At 40.9% G+C, this 19175-nt stretch carries 13 protein-coding genes and 2 pseudogenes; 11 read left to right on the top strand and 4 right to left on the bottom strand.

The features are described 5' to 3' along the window. Positions 1-171 precede the first annotated feature (171 nt). The 3 genes and pseudogenes from AR335_RS04855 to AR335_RS24830 form a co-directional block, all read left to right on the top strand. A complete protein-coding gene (locus AR335_RS04855) occupies positions 172-2925 on the top strand; it encodes an alkaline phosphatase family protein (protein ID WP_062232438.1) in 2754 nt (917 codons plus the stop codon). 281 nt (positions 2926-3206) lie between these two features. Beyond that, a complete protein-coding gene (locus AR335_RS04850; RefSeq protein WP_062232436.1) occupies positions 3207-4901 on the top strand; it encodes a WG repeat-containing protein in 1695 nt (564 codons plus the stop codon). Between the two features lie 17 nt (positions 4902-4918). Then, positions 4919-5047 (top strand): annotated as a pseudogene (locus tag AR335_RS24830) (sugar ABC transporter substrate-binding protein); the annotation flags it as partial. A gap of 290 nt (positions 5048-5337) precedes the next feature. Here the strand turns inward: AR335_RS24830 and AR335_RS25105 are convergent. After that, a pseudogene (locus AR335_RS25105) lies at positions 5338-5520 on the bottom strand (GrpB family protein); the annotation flags it as partial. Between the two features lie 99 nt (positions 5521-5619). Here AR335_RS25105 and AR335_RS04835 point away from each other — a divergent pair. Next, positions 5620-6945, top strand: a complete 1326-nt coding sequence (locus AR335_RS04835; protein WP_062232430.1) for an esterase-like activity of phytase family protein — start codon at positions 5620-5622, stop codon at positions 6943-6945. A gap of 802 nt (positions 6946-7747) precedes the next feature. On the opposite strand, the gene AR335_RS04830 is transcribed toward AR335_RS04835, so the two are convergent. After that, positions 7748-8350: a hypothetical protein gene (locus tag AR335_RS04830; RefSeq protein WP_062232428.1), complete on the bottom strand. Its 603-nt coding sequence runs from the start codon at positions 8348-8350 to the stop codon at positions 7748-7750. Positions 8351-8638: 288 nt separating this feature from the next. Between AR335_RS04830 and AR335_RS04825 the strand changes: the two genes are divergently transcribed. Genes AR335_RS04825 through AR335_RS04800 form a run of 6 tightly spaced genes read left to right on the top strand, consistent with a single transcriptional unit; the run spans position 8639 to position 14772 of the window. Then, the gene (locus tag AR335_RS04825) at positions 8639-9958 is read left to right on the top strand and encodes a neutral/alkaline non-lysosomal ceramidase N-terminal domain-containing protein (RefSeq protein ID WP_062232426.1); all 1320 of its coding nucleotides are present in this window, start codon (positions 8639-8641) and stop codon (positions 9956-9958) included. Beyond that, positions 9933-10703 (top strand): glucosamine-6-phosphate deaminase, encoded by a 771-nt coding sequence (locus AR335_RS04820; protein WP_062232424.1) that lies wholly within the window; start codon positions 9933-9935, stop codon positions 10701-10703. The genes AR335_RS04825 and AR335_RS04820 overlap by 26 nt, the downstream gene beginning before the upstream one ends. Continuing rightward, positions 10704-11888: an N-acetylglucosamine-6-phosphate deacetylase gene (locus AR335_RS04815; RefSeq protein WP_062232422.1), complete on the top strand. Its 1185-nt coding sequence runs from the start codon at positions 10704-10706 to the stop codon at positions 11886-11888. Next, positions 11866-12624, top strand: a complete 759-nt coding sequence (locus tag AR335_RS04810; RefSeq protein ID WP_062232420.1) for a sugar isomerase domain-containing protein — start codon at positions 11866-11868, stop codon at positions 12622-12624. Before AR335_RS04815 ends, AR335_RS04810 begins: the two co-directional genes overlap by 23 nt. Further along, positions 12578-13777 carry an ROK family transcriptional regulator gene (locus AR335_RS04805; protein WP_062232417.1) on the top strand — a complete coding sequence of 400 codons (1200 nt, stop codon included), beginning with the start codon at positions 12578-12580 and terminating at the stop codon, positions 13775-13777. Before AR335_RS04810 ends, AR335_RS04805 begins: the two co-directional genes overlap by 47 nt. 44 nt (positions 13778-13821) lie before the next feature. After that, positions 13822-14772, top strand: a complete 951-nt coding sequence (locus tag AR335_RS04800) for an acetylxylan esterase (protein WP_062232414.1) — start codon at positions 13822-13824, stop codon at positions 14770-14772. 37 nt (positions 14773-14809) lie between these two features. Here AR335_RS04800 and AR335_RS04795 read toward each other — a convergent pair whose 3' ends face one another. Continuing rightward, positions 14810-16477, bottom strand: coding sequence for a hypothetical protein (locus AR335_RS04795; RefSeq protein ID WP_062232412.1), 1668 nt, complete (start codon positions 16475-16477; stop codon positions 14810-14812). Positions 16478-16621: 144 nt separating this feature from the next. Here AR335_RS04795 and AR335_RS04790 point away from each other — a divergent pair, with 144 nt between their 5' ends. Further along, positions 16622-17743, top strand: a complete 1122-nt coding sequence (locus tag AR335_RS04790) for a mandelate racemase/muconate lactonizing enzyme family protein (protein WP_062232588.1) — start codon at positions 16622-16624, stop codon at positions 17741-17743. 3 nt (positions 17744-17746) lie between these two features. On the opposite strand, the gene AR335_RS04785 is transcribed toward AR335_RS04790, so the two are convergent. Continuing rightward, the gene (locus AR335_RS04785) at positions 17747-19114 is read right to left on the bottom strand and encodes a GTP cyclohydrolase IIa (RefSeq protein WP_062232410.1); all 1368 of its coding nucleotides are present in this window, start codon (positions 19112-19114) and stop codon (positions 17747-17749) included. Positions 19115-19175 lie beyond the last annotated feature (61 nt).

Here is a 19175-nt window from a genome sequence, read left to right as displayed (position 1 = left end):
CAGCCTGGGCAAAGGCTGCTTTTTCTTTTTATTAAGATACTAATTGTGAAGAGAAGAGATTGAATATTTTACATAGTTAAACAATTAACTTTACCTTGATGTAAACAAACGTTAAAAATATAGCAGTATCCTAATCTAGTAAAACATACCAATTAGAATGGAGAGAGGAAAGTGAAAAAGATCATTCACAAGAAGAAACTGATTGCTGGTATTGCAATAAGTACAGCGCTTCTTGGTTCGGCAAGTGTATACGCATCCATTAATGATCCCTTTGGCACCAAGTTTGTGGGCCGCCAGCAAGACGGTTCGGTGTTAACGCCTGTAAATCAGCTCGTCACTCCAGCCGGTAAACAAATTGAGTTTGGGGGCAATCCTATTTCCATTGCGGTTCACCCAAATGGTAAAACAGCGGCCGTGTTGAATGGAAGAACAGATTATGGCGGAAACGGTCTAAACATCGTCGATCTCAAAACCGGAAAATTAATGGCAACAAGCTTTAAATTAAAACTCTCACATATGTGGGGCGTTGCTTATTCACAGGACGGCAAAGAATTGTATGCTACAGGATCAGCAGGTAAAACTGGAAAAGTAGTTGTAATGACGATTGCCAACGACGGCACGCCAACCCTCAAAACGACATATGACCTCCCAGAAGCGAGTGTTGGAGGAAACATCAACCCGCTGGATATTAAAGTCGGGCCTCAAGGGCAGTTGCTCGTCGCACTGAACAGGGATAACAGCCTTGCCGTCATCGATCCGAAGACGGGTACTGTATCGAGCAAGGTTCCAGTTGAAAATGCCCCAACCAGTATGTTAGTGGATGGAGATAAAGCATATGTCACCAACCAAGGCGGCAGAAAACCACAGTCTGGTGACACAACCGTTGATTCTTCCGGTACGCAGGTGGTTGTTAATCCGAAGACTGGTGCCACTTCGACTGGAACGGTCTCTGTGGTTGACCTTAAAACCAATAAGGTTACAAAAACGATTCCAGTTGGTGTCCAGCCAGAACGCATGACTCAATCCGGCCAGTATATTTTTGTTGCGAACACAAACAGTGATACGGTTTCTGTTATTGATTCTAAAACAGATAAAGTAGTCCAAACCATCGACATTAAACCATATTCTAAGTCTAAAAAAGGTGCTGCACCCAATGCGGTCAGGATGCTGGACAATAACCGATTGCTAGTCAGTTTAGGACGAGTTAACGCAGTAGCTGTATATGACTGGAAAGGTCCGAAGAAGACACCAGAACTTTTAGGGCTTATGCCTACAGCATGGTTCCCTGTAGACATGGCTATGGATGCTGAAAATAAACGCTTGCTTGTGGCAAACGCTGATGGTGTAGGCTCACTTGGACCTGCACGTACATCAACCATTCAAGGAGTGACTGTTTCAGGACATTCCTCTTATGCGCAAGTTGGCTCTTTGTCCATGATTCCTTTCCCAACTGCAGATGATTTAATGGAAGGAACAAAAAAGGTTTACGCCAATAATAACTGGTTTGGTCTAAAGAACCAGAATGCGGAACCTCGCCGCGACATAAAGCCGGTTGCCATGCCAGAGCGGGTTGGCGAGCCATCAACCATCAAACATGTTTTCTATATCATTAAAGAGAACAGAACCTATGACCAAGTTCTTGGCGATTTAGGCAAAGGAAATGGCGAACCGGCTATCACACAATTTGGTAAAGAGGTAACACCAAACTTCCATAAGCTTGCCAATACCTACCCGCTGTTGGATAATTTCTATGTTTCAGGGATCCAATCTGCAAGCGGCCACCAATGGGTCATGCAAGGGACCAATACAGATTATGAAGATAAAGAAACCGACACAGCCAACGTCCGAAGCTATCCAGGAGGAGCCGGAGATCCGATGGCTTATGCCCCAACGGGACATCTTTGGGACCAAGCCCTCAAATACGATGTTTCTGTGGAAAACTTCGGAGAAGATACGACTGGATTTACAGGTCCTGAGAAATTCGGCACTTGGACAGACTGGTACAATGATTACTTGAAACTGTCCGGAAAACAAAAAGGTGATCTTCACGTTCCGGTGGGTCATTATCAGGCAACCTATGACATTCCGTCTCTTGGGCCGATTACTCACAAACCGTATCCTACCTTCGATATGAACATTCCAGATCAATACCGATTTGAGATTTTCAAAAGGCAGTTTGAAAAGCATGTAAAAAATAAGGACTTGCCGCAATTAAATACACTGTGGGTAACCAATGACCATACGGCAGGAACCGCTTCAGGTAATCCAACTCCTCAGGCCATGGTTGCGGACAATGACCTTGCTGTAGGTAAAATTGTGGATTTAATCTCCCATAGTCCTTACTGGAAAGACTCTGTCATTTTTATTACCGAAGATGATGCTCAAAATGGGTTGGACCATGTGGACGGGCACCGTGAGCCAGCCTATGTGATCAGTCCTTGGGTGAAAAAAGAAGTAACCAATAGCCGCTACTGGACAGTGATCAATATGGTTCGCAGTATTGAACAAATCCTCGGTCTGACTGCCATGAACCAAAATGATGCAGCCGCACAGCCGATGAGCGAAATCTTTACGAATAAGCCGGATTTCACACCATATGAGGCTGAAGCGAACCGAATCCCGCTTGACACATTAAACGGCCAGCCAAAGGCGAATACAGCTGCACTTGCGAATACACAAGAGAATACCTCAGAGTCCAAGGCTTTGGCACAGCAATGGACGGAATGGTCCAACAAAAACAAGCCATTCATCTCGGGTAAAAATGCATCACCTGACGAAGTTAATGCAAACATGCTGAATCACGCGGTCTGGTACGCGACAAAAGGTTTTGATACACCGTATCCTGGTGACAAAAAACCGCTTACTCCAAATGCTGTGGCCCAACAGCCGGAAAGCAAGGCTCCATCGCCGGCAGACAATGATTAATAGTTTAGAGTGAAGCTTGTAGAAGACCGTTCAGTATGAAACTGAACGGTCTTTTTTATTTATTTATTTCGGATACATCAATCATTGCAGCCAGTGGACCTGCTGACCGACAAGATGAAAATATGGATCCCCTAAGACATAAGTTTGTAACTTCCTAATATACATTTCGTCTAAATTATAAAGGAGGAATGGTGTAGGAAATAATGAAAAAGTAAAGAAGTTCAAGCGATAATTCAGATTGTGAAAAAATGTCATCATTCAAGAACAAGGAGGGAGATTTTATGAAGAATCATTTGAAGATTTGGGTATTCGTGTTTTTATTAATGAGCTTGTTACTAGGTACAACTCAGTCCACAACACATGCAGCAACAAGTAAAAAAGTTCTAGGTACTCAATTTACAAATGGGCTCGTTTCATTCGTGCAAAATGGGAAATATGGAATGATGGACAAAAAAGGAAGAGTTGTCATTAAGCCGCTGTATGAAGAGATTACCCAATCAAAGCGAACTAACTTATTGAGAGTCAAACAGAATAATAAATATGGGTTCATCAACCAAAAGGGCATAGTAATTGTGTCACCTAAATACCAGTATGCAGCGGATGGTTATAAGAGCCCAATTCTAGTAGAAAAGGACAACAAATACGGACTCATCAATACATGCGGAAAAACAATTGTTTCACCCAAGTATGAAAAAATCGGTGATTTTCACAACGGAGTCGCTTTTTACAAGAGTAAGGGAAAGTACGGGCTTATCAATACAAGTGGAAAAACAATCGTGTCACCCAAGTATGAAAAAATCGATGATTTTCACAACGGAGTTGCATTTTACAAGAGTAAGGGAGAATACGGACTTATAAACACAAGCGGAAAAATCGTTTTAGTCCCCACATATGATGAAATTACAATGAACACAAATGGTGTATTCACTGCCATTCTTAACAAAAAGTTCGGCCTTATCGATAAGCAAGGAAACGTCATCGTTGCCCCAACTTTTGATAGCATCGGTTCAATTCAAAATGGCTTGGCAAAGATTCGAAACGCAGGAAAATATGGACTGATGAGCTTAAGTGGGAAAATCATGGTTGAACCTAAATATGATCAGATTTGGCCATTTAACAAGGGATTTGCTCAAACAAAATTGGGTGGAAAGTACGGTTTCGTTAGTTCAAAAGGAAAAGTAATTGTTGAGCCAATTTCTGACGAAACGAGTCATTTCTCAGAAGGCCTGGCTTCCGTTGTTATTGATGGAAAGATTGGATTCATCGATACAACTGGATCGATGGTGATTAAACCACAGTTTGAGAAAGCAGAAGACGGTGATGAAACCGCACTTTATGTATTTCGCAAAGATGCAGCGGTGGCCTCAAAGGACGGCAAGTATGGGGTCATTAATCGAAAAGGCGAAGTCGTTCTCGATTTCAGCTATGATTCAATTAGTTACTTTAACCAGATTGGGTTAGCTATTATCCGGCAGAATAATAAATACGGTTTTATTAACGAAACAGGCAAAGTGATAGTTGAGCCAACCTATGACTATTTAAGGATGGCAACCTATGGCGAAGGCTTAATAAATCGTGATTATTTGATTTTTAAGCAAAAAAACAAAGAAGGTGCTATAAACAGCAAAGGAAAAGTGATCATCACACCTAAATATGACCGGATTGATCCAATGGAAGGTAAAGGGTTAATAAGAGTGAGGATGGGTTCAAAATACGGAATCGTAACCGAAACAGGGAAAATGCTAGTCGAACCCAAATATAGTGAAATTAACTCCTTTTCCAATCAATATGATTATTTCTATATCGACTACAAAGGGAAATATGGATTCATCGATAAAACTGGAAAGGTCGTGATTTCTCCTCAATACGACGAATTAGGTGACTTCCATGAAGGCCTGCTCTATGTAAAAAAGAACGGAAAAGCAGGGTTCATCGACAAAAATGGGAAAGTCATCATCAAATTAATATATTATTAAACTAGTAGGTGATCACTAATAAATTGGTTACAGAAAATAAGGACGATCAGTCAAATGAAGTGGTGATAGCCTTTGGTAGTCTATCGAATGAAATAGCAGCTTCTTTCGAAAAAACTCAAGTATTTGGTTTGGTAGATGGGAAAAACCATCTACATATGATGCAAGGCAAAATTGGGTTACGGTTGAAAAGTTTCATGACTTTATTGAGGATCTTGTTCAAAAGTTGGAAGAAAAAGAAAAAGAAAAACAAAAATAAGACTGGCATACGCCGGTCTTTTTTATTTTGCAAAAAGGAGAGTTCTACTTAAATAAAAAAGGCTAAAAGGAGATTATCACTATATTTGTGTCCCAATTGGCCAGTTCTATTGGGGGTTGCCTTTTTTATGTTTCTTGAAGCGGATTTACAAAGTTGTCGTTCAATGGATATCATTGCTTAATTATATTGATCAACCCCATCGATATCTTGAACTCCGGTTAAGATATCGATTATGGGTTTTGCTACTAGACCTGGAATCGATGTACTTCCAATATGATGAATAGAATTTGAATAATCTCTGATTGAAATATTTCGTACAGCAGCTTCTTTTCTTCTGTTTATTTGGCGCAAACTCTTCTTCATATTTATTTTACGTTCCTTTTTTAATTTCTTCATATTTGAATGATATACTTCCGTTGTGTGATTAAACTTTTTTACAATTACGGGGGGATCATAGACGACATGAACAAAAAAATAGTTTTAACAGGTATTTTGACTTTTAGCTTTCTTTCAGCCGCATTCGCATATACTCACGATGCAGTGACCGAGGCAGCGACTTCTTCCACTCAGGTAAGCAATTCAAATCCCGTTGTCAAAGAACGGTTTTTAGTAAAAAATCCTCCTGATGTAGGAAATGGGATAAAAGCAGGCATGGGTTCTTCACTCACTCATCTTCCAGGGGATCCCGATACTATTTTTTATACGACAGCTGACCGGGGGCCAAATGGTGAAGTGGTCGTAAATGGTGAAAAAAGACGCACCTTCCCCGTGCCGACGTATACACCCAGGATTTATAAAATCAAAGTATCCAACGGTGAAGTGGAAATCCTTAAAACGATCAAGCTAAAATTGCCAAAAGGCACAGACGAGATTACCGGTAATAACTACATTTCCGGTGTATCCAATCTGCCGGGACTTGATGAAACGCCCTATGATGAAAAAGGAGAAAAACAATTGCCTTATGACCCTTATGGCCTGGACACAGAAGGACTCGCATACAGTCCGAAAGATGATACATTTTGGCTCAGCGACGAATATCGTCCGAGTCTTGTACAAGTAAAGCGGGACGGTACGATTTTACAGCGACTTCTTCCATCAGGCATGTCCGAGCAATATGAAAATGCTCCGAACATTCCAGTAAAGGATAGTTTACCTGCTGTATTTTCTAAACGAATTTCTAATAAAGGGTTTGAGGGAGTTACCATTTCCCCTGATGGAAAATGGATGTTCGCTCTTACGCAAAGACCGCTTGGAAATCCTGATGAAGATACCAGTAACCGTTCGCGGGCACTCAGGATTCTTAAAATCAACCTGGAAACATTAAAAGTGGCTGGAGAATATGTTTATTTAACAGATGACGAAAAACAATATAATGATTTGAAACAATCGAACATTTATGTTTCTGATCTATATGCGAAGGATGACCATACTCTCCTTGTCGATAAAAGGGACAGCTTTGGAGGAAGTGAATCTCAAGTAAAAAAAATTTATCAAATCGATCTTTCGGAAGCTACAAATATACAAGGTAAATATAATAGCCCGACCGGAACAACAAAAAGCTTAGAACAAATGACGGTGGATGAAATGGAGAAAGCCGGTATCGCTTTTCCAAAACAAAGTTTAGTGGTTGATATGCTAAAACTAGGCTATCCGTTTGAAAAACTTGAAGGTTTAACCATGACCAACGACCATTCCTTAGCTGTGATGAATGATAATGACTTTAGCATCACCAATACTTCCCAAAACGGAACTCCAACTGAACTATGGAAGATTGGAATCAGTAATTAAACCAACTGCTTTGCTTCTTAAGACAGATGTATCATGTACCAATAACAATAAAAAACTCGTAACTCATATAATGTTTGATTTTTATTGAAATTCTAATATTAAAAAGCCCAATTTCAACATTAAGATTGAGAACTTGGGCTTTTTTCGTTACTCCATAAACTGGACCTATTCAAAAGGACCCTTTTTATTTGTAAAGAAGACGCTTTCTTACTTAAGAAGCGCACCATTTAGCGAAGAAGGGATATGAACAGAACGCAGGGTTTAATATATCCTGGTCATTTCAACTTTACAATACTTAGGGAAAGGCGGGGAACTTCGGAATGTCGTTAAATAAATTAAGAATACTAAATGAACAAATTGATGGGAGCACCGTCCTTTGTGTAGCTGAATGAAGTGTAGTTTCATATTTGTTAAGATGTTTAATATTTTGGCGTGTATCGTATTCAAAATGAACATTAGAAACAATAAAATCAAGAACTTCGTCTACATATCTTAAATAACGGACTTCACTTTCTTGATACTGGTTTAAGGAATTGTTATGCTTGCAATTAGGACAAATTCTACCTTCATAAGTGAGGTTTACCACAAAAAACACATTCGAAATCTGTCATAGCACAATTATTAAGTTTACGGGCAGGATAATTGGGCTCATTAATGTAAATGGAGAATGTTATTTGAATGAAAGAAAAAAAGCTTGAAAACGAAAAACAGAAGGGTTCGTAAGAACGCCTTCTGTTGACCTTGACAAAGGGATAACTTTTTATATTGGTTATCAATATATAAAGAATTGCAAAAGTGGGTATTATACAATGAAGTATTTATCGACTTTCTTCCGGTAACTTTGTATCCATTTATGTTGTCTTTTAACTACTTCATTTACTTTGACTTCATTGATGAACTTTTCAAACTGGGGCCTATCGTATCTATCTGTGTATCGTTCTTTTAGATATTCCACGGTTCCAGCATTAAATTTTATAGTATCAAACACGCCCTCGAAGTCTTCATCCTCTTTTGGAACACCTACTATCTTTTTATGGATAGAGAACAATGGTGCCGTTGACTCTACCACTACCAAAATCGCATTTTCAAAATCAATTTTGGCCGTTTTCTTTTGACCCTTTCCATCTTGGAATTCTGGTTTTAATACATTTAATCCGTTTAGGTCAAATTCATGATGTAGGGGCACCTTTAAACAGAAGTCATATTTTATGTCTGATAGTTCTGTTCCTTTTACATGAGCAGACCTTTTAATGTCGAAAATTAGAAAGTGCTGCTTGTTAAACTCAACAATGTTCACCCAACGATTTTTTAAAACGCTAAGAATATTAATAAGTTCTAATTTCGTTAGTTCTAAATTGAGACTTGTAGAGTCTTTCTTTATTTCTTCCTTTTTTTGAAATAACATATCCCACACCTCCGTGTGCACATTGTATCATTCCTAACCCCTATTTAAAGGAGTAATATATATCTATATTCCCAGTTACCGGTTATTCTTCAAGATGAAGGTTTAGAGAAAAATTTGTTTTGAAATTTATTATCGCAAATTAAAGTGTCATATACTTAAAGACTACAAGCAACTTATAATTAAAATTTTCAAAATATTAATTGACTTTCATTGATTAAGGTGGTATTTTTTAGATGAATATTTAGTCATAGACTATGATTAATTATGAACAAAAAGGGCGGAAAATAAATGAGTATATGGTTAGGAACGTCCAAACAGGATATTACTCCTTTTCAGCCAGTTCATTTGGCTGGTTTTGCACATCGTAAAGACCCTTTCACAGGAATTAAATCGAAGCTGTATGTCCGTGTTTTTTGTTTCTTTGAAGAAACAAATAAGAACCCTTCGTTGTTAATTATTGCTGATTTAATTTGGTGGGGGTCAGATCTAGTTTCTAAACTTGAAAAGAAAATCGCTGAACAATTTTCTATCCCCGCAGAGTCCATTATTTTTCACGCGACACACAATCATTCCGGTCCGCAAACAAGCAGATTGTTTACTTCCTATCTGGGGATTTACAGTAACTCCTATATTGATTTTTTGGAGAAACAACTTCTTCTTGCGATTGAGTCTGCAAAACAAAATGCGGAAGAAGTGACGGTAAAAAAAGGAGCTACTTCCTCTGATATAGGGATTAACCGCAGAAAGGCAGTAAACGGTGAGATCATCATGGCCCCTAATCCTGATGGTTTAGTGGACAATGAAGTCATACTCGTTCGCTTTGAAACCCACTGCCAAAAGACGAAAGCTTTGTTGATTCATTATGCATGCCATCCGACTACAACCGGAAATAACCATGTATCTTCCGAATTTCCTGGAACTGCGCTTGAGATTGTAGAAATGAAAATAGGCAATGGATGTATAGCTGGTTATTTACAGGGGTGCTGCGGTGACATCCGGCCGGCCCTTATTAAAGGTGATGCCTTTTACAGGGGAGAAGAAGAGGATGTAAAACGACTTGGTTCACGATTAGCAAGCTCAGTATTGGATTGCTTTAATGAAAGGCATTGGAAGGACGTAATATCTGCAAAAGTACATACTTCAACCACCGTTTTGTCCTTGGACTTTGAGCAATTACTTTCTGACGAGCATTATGAACCAGCAGCTTATCCTAAAGACCTTTTGATGATGGAATGGTGCACCATTATGAAAGAGCGTGTTTCGGACTTTGAGGCGGGGGTACCTTTAAAGCTCCGTTTGATGACGTTTTGTGAAGATCTGTCCTTTCTATCCATGAACGCCGAAATGGTTACAGAATATGGTCTGAAGTTGAAAGAAAAGTATGGAGGACGAATCATACCCCTTCCGTACAGCAATGGAATGATTGGTTATGTTTCAACAGCAGCCCAACTGAGTGAAGGAGGCTATGAAGCCAAGGACTCTATTTATTATTTTGCGCTTCCATCCCCGTTTTCACGAACGGTTGAAAACAGAATATTAGAAGCAATTGATAACCTTATCCAGAAGAAAGAGAGGGAGGAATATGACGGTTTATCCATTAACGAGTAGATCAGATCGTTTAAATGTAAAGGTATTTGAAACGAGAAAAGAGATGGGACAGCAAGCAGCAAGTGATGTTAGCAGCAAGATTAAGGAACTTCTCTCGATTCAGGAAAATCTACGGATGGTTTTTGCATCGGCTCCTTCTCAAAACGAATTGCTGGATAATCTTGCAGCAGATAACAGCATTGACTGGAGCCGGATTACAGTTTTCCATATGGATGAATATATGGACTTGCCATCCGGATCTTCTAAAAGCTTTGGTTCCTTTTTAAAAGATAAGTTATATGATCGAGTTCATCCAAGAGAAGTCCATCTTATTCAAACGACGAATGGAGCAGAAGAAGAATGTGATCGTTACACAAAACTAATCAAAGAAAAACCTGTTGATATTGTTTGTTTGGGTATCGGTGAGAACGGCCATATTGCCTTCAACGATCCTCCAGTTGCAGATTTTCATGATCCAAAAACAATGAAAGTGGTGACATTAGACGAGGCATCCCGGCGACAGCAAGTGAATGATGCCTGTTTCTCTTCTCTCGATGAGGTGCCAAAAGAGGCGCTTACATTAACGATACCTGCATTGGTTTCAGCTGAATTCCTGTACTGTGTGGTGCCAGGCAAGACAAAAGCACATGCTGTACAATCGGTGCTTCATGGAACAATTACACAAGATTGTCCTGCTTCCGTTCTTCGAAAACACAAAAATTGTACATTATATCTAGATCAAGATTCATTTGGCGGTGGCTGTTAAGTGAAACAAGTTTCTGCGATTCACTATAAAACTGGCAAAGCAGTAAAAGTGAGTTTTGAAGATGGAGTGTTTCTTTCTATTGAAGAGGATGAACAGCGAAAAGAACTACCGATCATAGCACCGGGTTTTGTTGATCTACAAGTCAATGGGTATAGAGGAATTGATTATAATGACGCAACGCTCACACCTGCTTCTATCGAATCTACCGTTCGACATTTATGGAGCCAGGGAGTAACTACATTTTATCCTACGATCATCACCAATCACCCGGAAAACATAATAAACTCGTTGTCCGTATTCCAAAAAGCAGCAGGAACAAACAAAACGGTCAATCAAGCCATTCCGGGCATTCATTTAGAGGGGCCTTACTTATCTCCCCAGGATGGACCTCGGGGAGCTCATGCTGAACAATTCGTTAAAGCTCCTGACTGGACTGAATTTCAGATGTGGCAAGAAGCTTCTGGGGGACGGATTTCCATCCTCACCGTATCACCCGAATGGCCTGGGTCCGCATCGTTTATAAAAAAATGTACAAATCATGGTGTTCTCGTTTCCATAGGCCATACATCTGCCACCCCTGAAAACATCCAAAACGCGATTGAGGCGGGAGCGAAGATGTCTACCCATTTAGGAAATGGTGCTCATGTCATGTTAAAGAGGCATCCTAACTACCTTTGGGAACAGCTGGCAAGCGATGAGCTTGCCGCCTGCATGATTGCTGATGGATTTCATCTCCCCGATTCAGTCATAAAGGTCATCCTGAGGATGAAAGGGAAGCTGGCCATTCTGGTCAGTGATTGTGTCTCATTAGCCGGAATGCCTGAAGGTTCTTATCATCTTCATATTGGCGGTGATGTTGTACTGGATAAGAGCGGAAGGCTATATATGAATGATAATGCCGATCTTTTGGCAGGGTCAGCTCAAACGCAGTCATGGGGGATTAACCATTTGATCAGGCGGGGACTGTGCAGCTTATCTCTTGCTGTGGACCTGGCCTCAATCCATCCTTCCACGGTGATGAATTTGCCGCAACAGAAAGGCATCTGTGAAGGTGCACCAGCAGATTTTCTATTGCTTCACCAATCAGAAAAGAATGAATTAACCATAACCGAAACGTACAAAAATGGAGTTTCTGTATATATGAATAGGGAGGCTTATTTTCATGAAAACACCGTTAATGACTGAATATTTGCAGGGGATTATCCGTCACTTGGAAAAAATACACAAAGAAGAGCAGCATGCTATTACAGAGGCTGCGAAGTTGGTGGCACAACAAGTGAAGCAGGATAAACTTGTTTTCGCTTATGGTCCTGGCGGCCACTCCAATTTAGGTTCACAGGAGCTGTTTTTTCGTGCCGGTGGTCTTATGCACATCAGTGCTATGCTGGATGAAGGAACGCTTCTAAGTGGAGGAGCTCTTCGTTCGATGGCGATCGAGCGGACACCGGGTTATGGGAAAATTGTGATCGAAGACTATGGACTTGTGAAAGACGATCTTCTGATCATTGTTAATGCTTATGGCATTAATGCAGCGACCATCGATGCGGCCTTGGAAGCCAAACGGCGAGGTGTAAAAACAATTGGTGTAACCTCTGTGGAGCATGCATCAAGTACTCCTGCTGACCACCCTGCCCGTCACCCTTCCAAGCAAAACTTGCATGAATTGGTGGATGTCGTTTTGGACAGCAAGGTTGGAGTAGGCGATGCGATATTGCAAATCAGCGGATTGGAGCAAAAAGTAGCCGCTATTTCTACATTTGCGAATGCCTATCTGTTGAATGCCATGACAGCTGAAGCGATCGCTTTGCTTGTGGCTGAAGGCATTCAGCCGCCCATTTGGATGAGTGGAAACGCCTCAGGAGGGGATGAATGGAATGCCCAATTTATCGATCGGTTTAAAGGAAAGATTAAAAAGCTATAAAGAAGTACGGAAAAGGACAGGAGAATATAGAATGCCGGTAAAAGGTACTGCTCTGTTACGGGAAATCAATCAAAAAAATATTTTGGACTATATTCGGACACATGAACCATGTTCAAGAAAGGAGATCGCCCAAGCGTTAAAGGTAAGCAAAAATACAGTGTCTCTTATCGTTGAACAATTGCTGAAACAAAACATGATTGCTGAGTCGGGAATAAAAGAACCGATTGGAGCAGGAAGACCAAAAGTTTTGCTGCGCTTAAGGCCAGATGCGTTTCAAACCATTGGGTTAATGGTTCAGCAAGACAACATCTCATATATCGTATTGGATTTTCAATTAAATGAACTAGAGGAGGGGTCAGTATCCATAAAAAGCCAATCCGTCTTGGATGAAGTGATCAACCTCTCAAAAAACTTAGCAAGCAGATTTCATAAGGCAAAAGGGATTGGGATTGCCATACCTGGCATTGTTGACCCGACAAGAGGGTATGTATACCAATCGGCAAATTTGAATTGGAAGGATGTGGATTTAAAAAAAATTCTTAGCACCGAGGTTAATGTGCCTGTCGAGGTTTTTAACAATGTGAAAATTGCAGCGGAAAGAGGTAAAGAAACGGTCAAACCAAAATTGCGATCTAGTTTCTTTTATATAAGGATTGGCGAGGGGATCGGAGGAGCCTATGTGGCAGACAATCAAGTAATGAATGGCAACAGCTGGACAGCCGGTGAAATTGGCCATCTATCTGTGGCTTCACATGGTCCAATATGCAAGTGCGGCCAGAAGGGTTGTCTTGAAAAAATAATCAGTATGGAAGCTTTTCGGGAATTTCTTCAAAGCCTCTCTTATACTCCTTCAGATAAAAATGACATGGATCTTACAAAGTTAGCTAAGCAAGACCACAGGGTACACCAAGAGATAGAAGAATACGGAAATTATTTGGGCCGTGCTCTGGTGCAGGTGATTCATTTGCTAAATCCTCAAGAAATCGTTATAGAAGCACCTTATAACCAAATTTATGAATTTCAGGAGAAGACGATTTCTTCCGCAAAGCAACGTACTCTTTCCGACGCTTTTGCTCAGACGAAGATTGTTTTTTCAAAAGAGTTCTATTCTCCAGCGAAGGGAGCAGCGGTTTCTATTCTTCTGAATAGCTAAAATCTATTAATTTTGTTCCATCTACCGAAGAAGGGAATGATGATATGAGGCAAGTTCGTGAAGCAATTGAAGAATACAGTGCCTACAAACCACTTCTATCGGCAAGACATGATTTTCATTCATTTTGGTCACAGGCACTGAAAGAGCTGGAATGTATTGAGTTAAATGAACAGGCAGAAATGATGGAATATCCCATTAAACAAATCCAATGTGAAAAGGTTGCTTATCGCGGAGCATACGGATCTCTGATAAAGGGGATTTTTCTAAAACCAAAAAGACTGGAACGGAATCTTAAATGCCTTATCTTTTTTCACGGATACAACAGCAGCAAAGGATCCATTTCCCAGTATATGCAGTGGCTGATTCAGGACTATGCTGTATTGGCAGTGGATTGCAGGGGAATGGGAGAGACGGGGGATGATTCCTGTTATAGTTCGGGAACACTAGGCAGCTGGGCAACACAGGGGCTTATGAACAAGAAAGAATACTACTATTATAAAGTCTATCTGGACTCTAAACGGGCCATTGATTATTGTTTAACGCGTCCAGAGGTAAATCCACAAAAAATCTGTTTAATAGGGTCAAGTTTGGGAGGGGGGATTGCTTTAGCTGTGGCTGCTCTGGATCCTCGGCCGCAATTGGTAGTGGCAGACGTTCCGAATATGTGTGATTTGGAGCTGGCGATTCAATTAAAAACAGAAGGCTCTCTCGTATTTATCGAGAATTTTTTAGCAAGGTATCCCCAATACACGGAAAAGGTTTTTGAAAACCTAACTTATTTTGACAATCTTAATTTCGCTTCAAATATTAAAAGCAAAGTCAGATTATCTGTCGCGTTAAAGGATGCGGTGTGCCCTCCAAAAACGATTTTTGGCGTGTATAATCACATAACTTCCGAAAAATCAATAGAGGTTTATCCTTTCTCGACACACAATGCTCCAGGAAGCCAAGAACATATTGATAAAACCCTTGAGTTCGTCAATAAGCATTTATAAGAAATAAACCCTCTGGAAAATTCCAGAGGGACATTCTTCACATCTCGCTTTCATAGTAGGTTAGCAGTTCGTCACATATTGATTCCCATTTCTCTGCCATTTCCAGGGAAATCTCCCGTCCGCTTTTAATCCGTATTTTGTTTTTCAGCTGACGAAGCTTAATGATCGCTTTTTGATTATTTTCGGAAAAGTATTCATCCATTACCATCTCAGCTTTTTCTGCTAAATCGGTCTTTGTTTCTGGCTTAAGATCTGCAGTATAAATAGAGTGATACAACTCATAGGTTAAATAGGATCTTTTTGTTTGTTCATAGGCTCTTCCGGCTCGATTTTCGTCGTAATGCATAATCTCACCAATAATGGCGGCAGAGATAGAGGAAAATGCCCAGGAGCTATTATCTGCAAAATCACCATTCTCTACAGAAAATCCTTCTGGCTGCAGACCATCAAAACCAGCATAAGTCCAGAAATTGTTGACAGGGCGGGCTTCATAAAAACGAAAGGAGAGACGGGCATTCTTCTTTCCGCTTAAATACGGAGTAAGATCAACGTGAATGGTATTCCACTGCAAATCCGTCAGAATTTCGGCTGTGTCCTGTTCCCACACCACCTGGCTATCGATCAGCAATTGTTTTTTATGGTAACCCATCGCATTGGGGCCATGATCCATTGTCTGGAATGTTAACGAGTATTGATCAGATTTTCGGTCCACACGGATGTTCTGTGAAGCTTCCTCATAATCTCCGGCTGTGGTAGGTGCACCTGCTCCAACAAAAATGTTAAGATACCCAGTATCATTAAAGGCCTTGTCGTCTATTGGTTCAGGTTCAAAGTTCTTTTTAAGAACATACGTAGTGACCCCTTTAATTTTGCCTGTTTTCATGTTATCCAAGGCAATTTGCACGACTTCTCTTACGTAGTTTGCTGAAGGGTTTGCCGGGGTAAGGGAAAGCTGTGAAGCATACAGCATCCAATAAAGCGGAAGGTCATAGGAACTTAATAGGTTGTAAGCGGTATCAATTTGCTGTTGAGCAGATTCATAGACTTGCGTATTTCGATAGATTCCATCTCTGAAAGCCAATATGACGCCATCAATATAAGCACCTCTTGTTTGTAAAAAGCTTTCGTTCAAGGAGTCGGTATACATTTGCGGAGTAAACATGAGTTTTGGGTTAATGGCCTCAGAAGTTTGTTTCATTTGTGCCATATATTGAGGTGTGTAAGTAGACAGGTTGTGGTTGAAATCATCAATGGCCCATCCAATAAGATTAGGGAAGTCAAGGGAGAGTTGGGCAATAGCTTTTGACCATGCAATGTAATCGGTGGTGTAAGGATAAGATTTTCGAACGCCGGTAGATTCAGAGGGAGGTACGAGATAGACAACAATATTGATATTGGCATCACGGGCTGCAGGCAAAAACTCATTCTTTAAATCGTCCCAATCCGTTTTCTCATGCCAAACGAGGTAGTAGTACGTATTGATATGAAGTTCTTTCAGTTTTTGAATGGATCTCGGGGTATCAATGTGGTAAATCCCATCAGAGCGAGGGGATGTTTCCCTGACAACACCAGCATAATCAGCTAAAATCTCACCGGGTTGTCCGTCGGTCTGAGCCGCCGCTCTTGGAAGAGGAGCCCAACCTGTCAGCAGGCTGTACATCAAGATGGAAGACAAGAGTACGATCACACTCATTTTTCTTTTCATAGTAATCCTCCTTTTTCAGGCAATTTTCTTTGTAGCTTTCTCTGTAGCTTAACGTTATCAAAAAAAGACACGTCTATAAAATGTCTATTAATAGTTTAGGAAAAAATTAGGAAGTTAGTCATGCTTCAAGAAAGGAGCTTTAAGATGTTTATTTCTAAAATAGAAGTTTTTCCTTTAACATTACCCATGCTTCAGGACTTTAGGATTTCAGGTGGTTCAGTAGGTAATAAGCAAGCAGGTGCTCCACATGTTTATGTAAAAATAACGGATAAGGATGGAATAAGCGGGTGGGGGGAGGCACGGCCCAGTCATCGATGGAGCTATGAAACAATCGAATCAGTTACCACCACCATCAACAACTATTTCATTCCGGCTCTCATAGGGAAAAGGATTGACGACATTTCTTATGTGCACCAAGTGATGAACCAGGAAATTAAGAGTGGATTGACTGTTGGCCAACCGATTGCCAAAGCTGCGATCGATACAGCGCTGCATGATTTAATCGGACAAAGGAATAAAAAAACCATTGGAGAATTATGGATGGGTTCAACGAATTCAACGATCAGCCTGTCTTATCTTATTAGTACAAGAGACGTGAATGAAGCGGTTCAAAAAGCCACAGAAGCTAACAGAAAAGGGTACAAGGGGCTGGATGTTAAGATCGGATTTGATCCTGATCACGATATCCATTTGGCAGAAGCGGTAAGGGAAGCTGCTCCCGGCCTATTTTTCCGGGTTGATGCGAACCAGGGCTATACTGTGGCACAAGCCATCTATGTTGCAAGGAAACTTGAGAAATTAGGAGTGGATGTATTCGAACAGCCGCTTAGTGCAAATAATCTCTTAGGACACGCGGAAATTCGAAGGAAAGTGCACATTCCTATTGCACTTGATGAAAGCATTTGGAGTTCAGGTGATCTACTACAGGCGATTCGGATGGAAGCATGTGATACGGCTGTCATTAAGCTGACTAAAATGGCTGGTTTGTACCGTGCAAAAATTTGCGGGGAAATTGCAAAGGAAGCGGGGCTGGCTTTACTCGGAGGGGGCTTGACCGAATCTACACTTGGTCTGGCAGCGAGTGCCCATCTTTTTAATTACTTGCAAATATCAGCACCAGTAGATTTAAATGGACCTTTTTTTCTTGCAGATGATCCTGTTTCGGAGGGGCCTGTACGGGAAGAAGGAACCGTATACCTTGGTGATCGGTACGGGATAGGCTGTAAGGTTAGTAGTGAAAAGCTTCAAAACTATACAGTGGAATAGAGTCTATTCCACTGCTTCTCTTATTTTTTTTAAATGGTCGGCAACAAAAGACAGCCGGTAAATTTGGCGGGGACGGCCTTTTGATGAAATTTTTTCTTCTCCCACCACGTCTACCAAACCTGCATCTATCCATTGTCCAAGGATTCGGTGGGAACTTCGGATGGTAATACCGAGGATGGAAGCGAGTTCCTGAGCAGTGTAGTTAGCTTTTTTGTACCGGGCGACTTGTGCCATCAATTTGCTCATATAAGCAGCCGACATTCCAGCCTTTTCTGCTTCCTCAAGAAGTTTGTCATCCGTTATGGAAAGGTCATAGATCATCGGATGGGTAATTTCTACTGGCCCGATCACACTGAGATCCTCCCTGACGATATAGCAGGCTTTTCCGCCAAATTCCTTGCACTGTCGGAGTGCCACTCTCGCATGGTTTCCCGCATCGGTGGCTGTTCGGCCAAAGCCGATTCCAACACTTAAGGAAATGCCCAACAGTTTATCAGCCTCATCCAGGACAGGCAAATATTTATAACCTCTTGTTTCTCTTTCAAAGATGCCTCTTGTAGTGAAAAATAAATATTCTCCTCCGCCGAGGCTTGTTAAGTGGCCGTCGAGAAGTTTCACGTAATCGAGCAGCAGCCGGTGTAAATCAAGTTTCAGCTTTTGAACCTCATGTTCTGATGGATAGCTGTCCACCATCTTGCGAAACTGATCAATGTTTACTAAACCAACGACAATTTGAGATTCTTTGTTTCTCCTTGTACGGGTGGCTAATAACGCCCGCTCCAACGATACGATTAAATCCTGATGGGTAGGGGTGACCCATTCATTTGGTATTCCGAGAGCGGTAAGTTTTTCGGAAACAGCTTCAATACCTGTCAACACGGAAGAGCCTGGCCTGTTGTCAAAATGTGATAAATGAAAATTCACCATTTCTTCCGTCGTAGCCAACGGACTTCCTTCAAAAATATGCAGGACTGTGTTCTTTTCGTTAAGCTCAGTTAAAATTTGATTCACATACTGGTTAGGAACCGAATCGATGGTCAGCATCCTTAAACCATAAAGGCTTTTACTTCGAAACAAAGAACGATACAAACCTGTTCCCATAAGGGGTACGTAATGGACGGGAATATGAAAATGAAGCTGTTCTTTTACCTTCCTGAACAAGTGATATTCGAGGAAAAGCAATACCTCTACGTTCGCTAGTAAGTCTTTTGTAAGATCCATCACTTCACTTTCTTCTTCATAACTGCGCAAAAGTGGTATGAAAGATGGAAAAGAGTGCAGCGCTTCACGGGCTTTTTCAATTAAAGCTGAAGGGCCGATCACACCAATAGCAACACCGTTTTCCGTTTCCTCCGGAGAATGAGACGCCATACGATTTACTTACCTCCAAAAATCAGACATGTTGAATTTATTATAGCTGAAGGAAATTAAG

The sequence above is a fragment of the Fictibacillus sp. FJAT-27399 genome (genome assembly GCF_001510655.1).
GTDB classification, from domain to species: domain Bacteria; phylum Bacillota; class Bacilli; order Bacillales; family Fictibacillaceae; genus Fictibacillus_C; species Fictibacillus_C marinisediminis.
The sequence above is the reverse complement of the archived record's forward strand: the minus strand, read 5'-3'. Positions and strand labels throughout refer to the sequence as shown.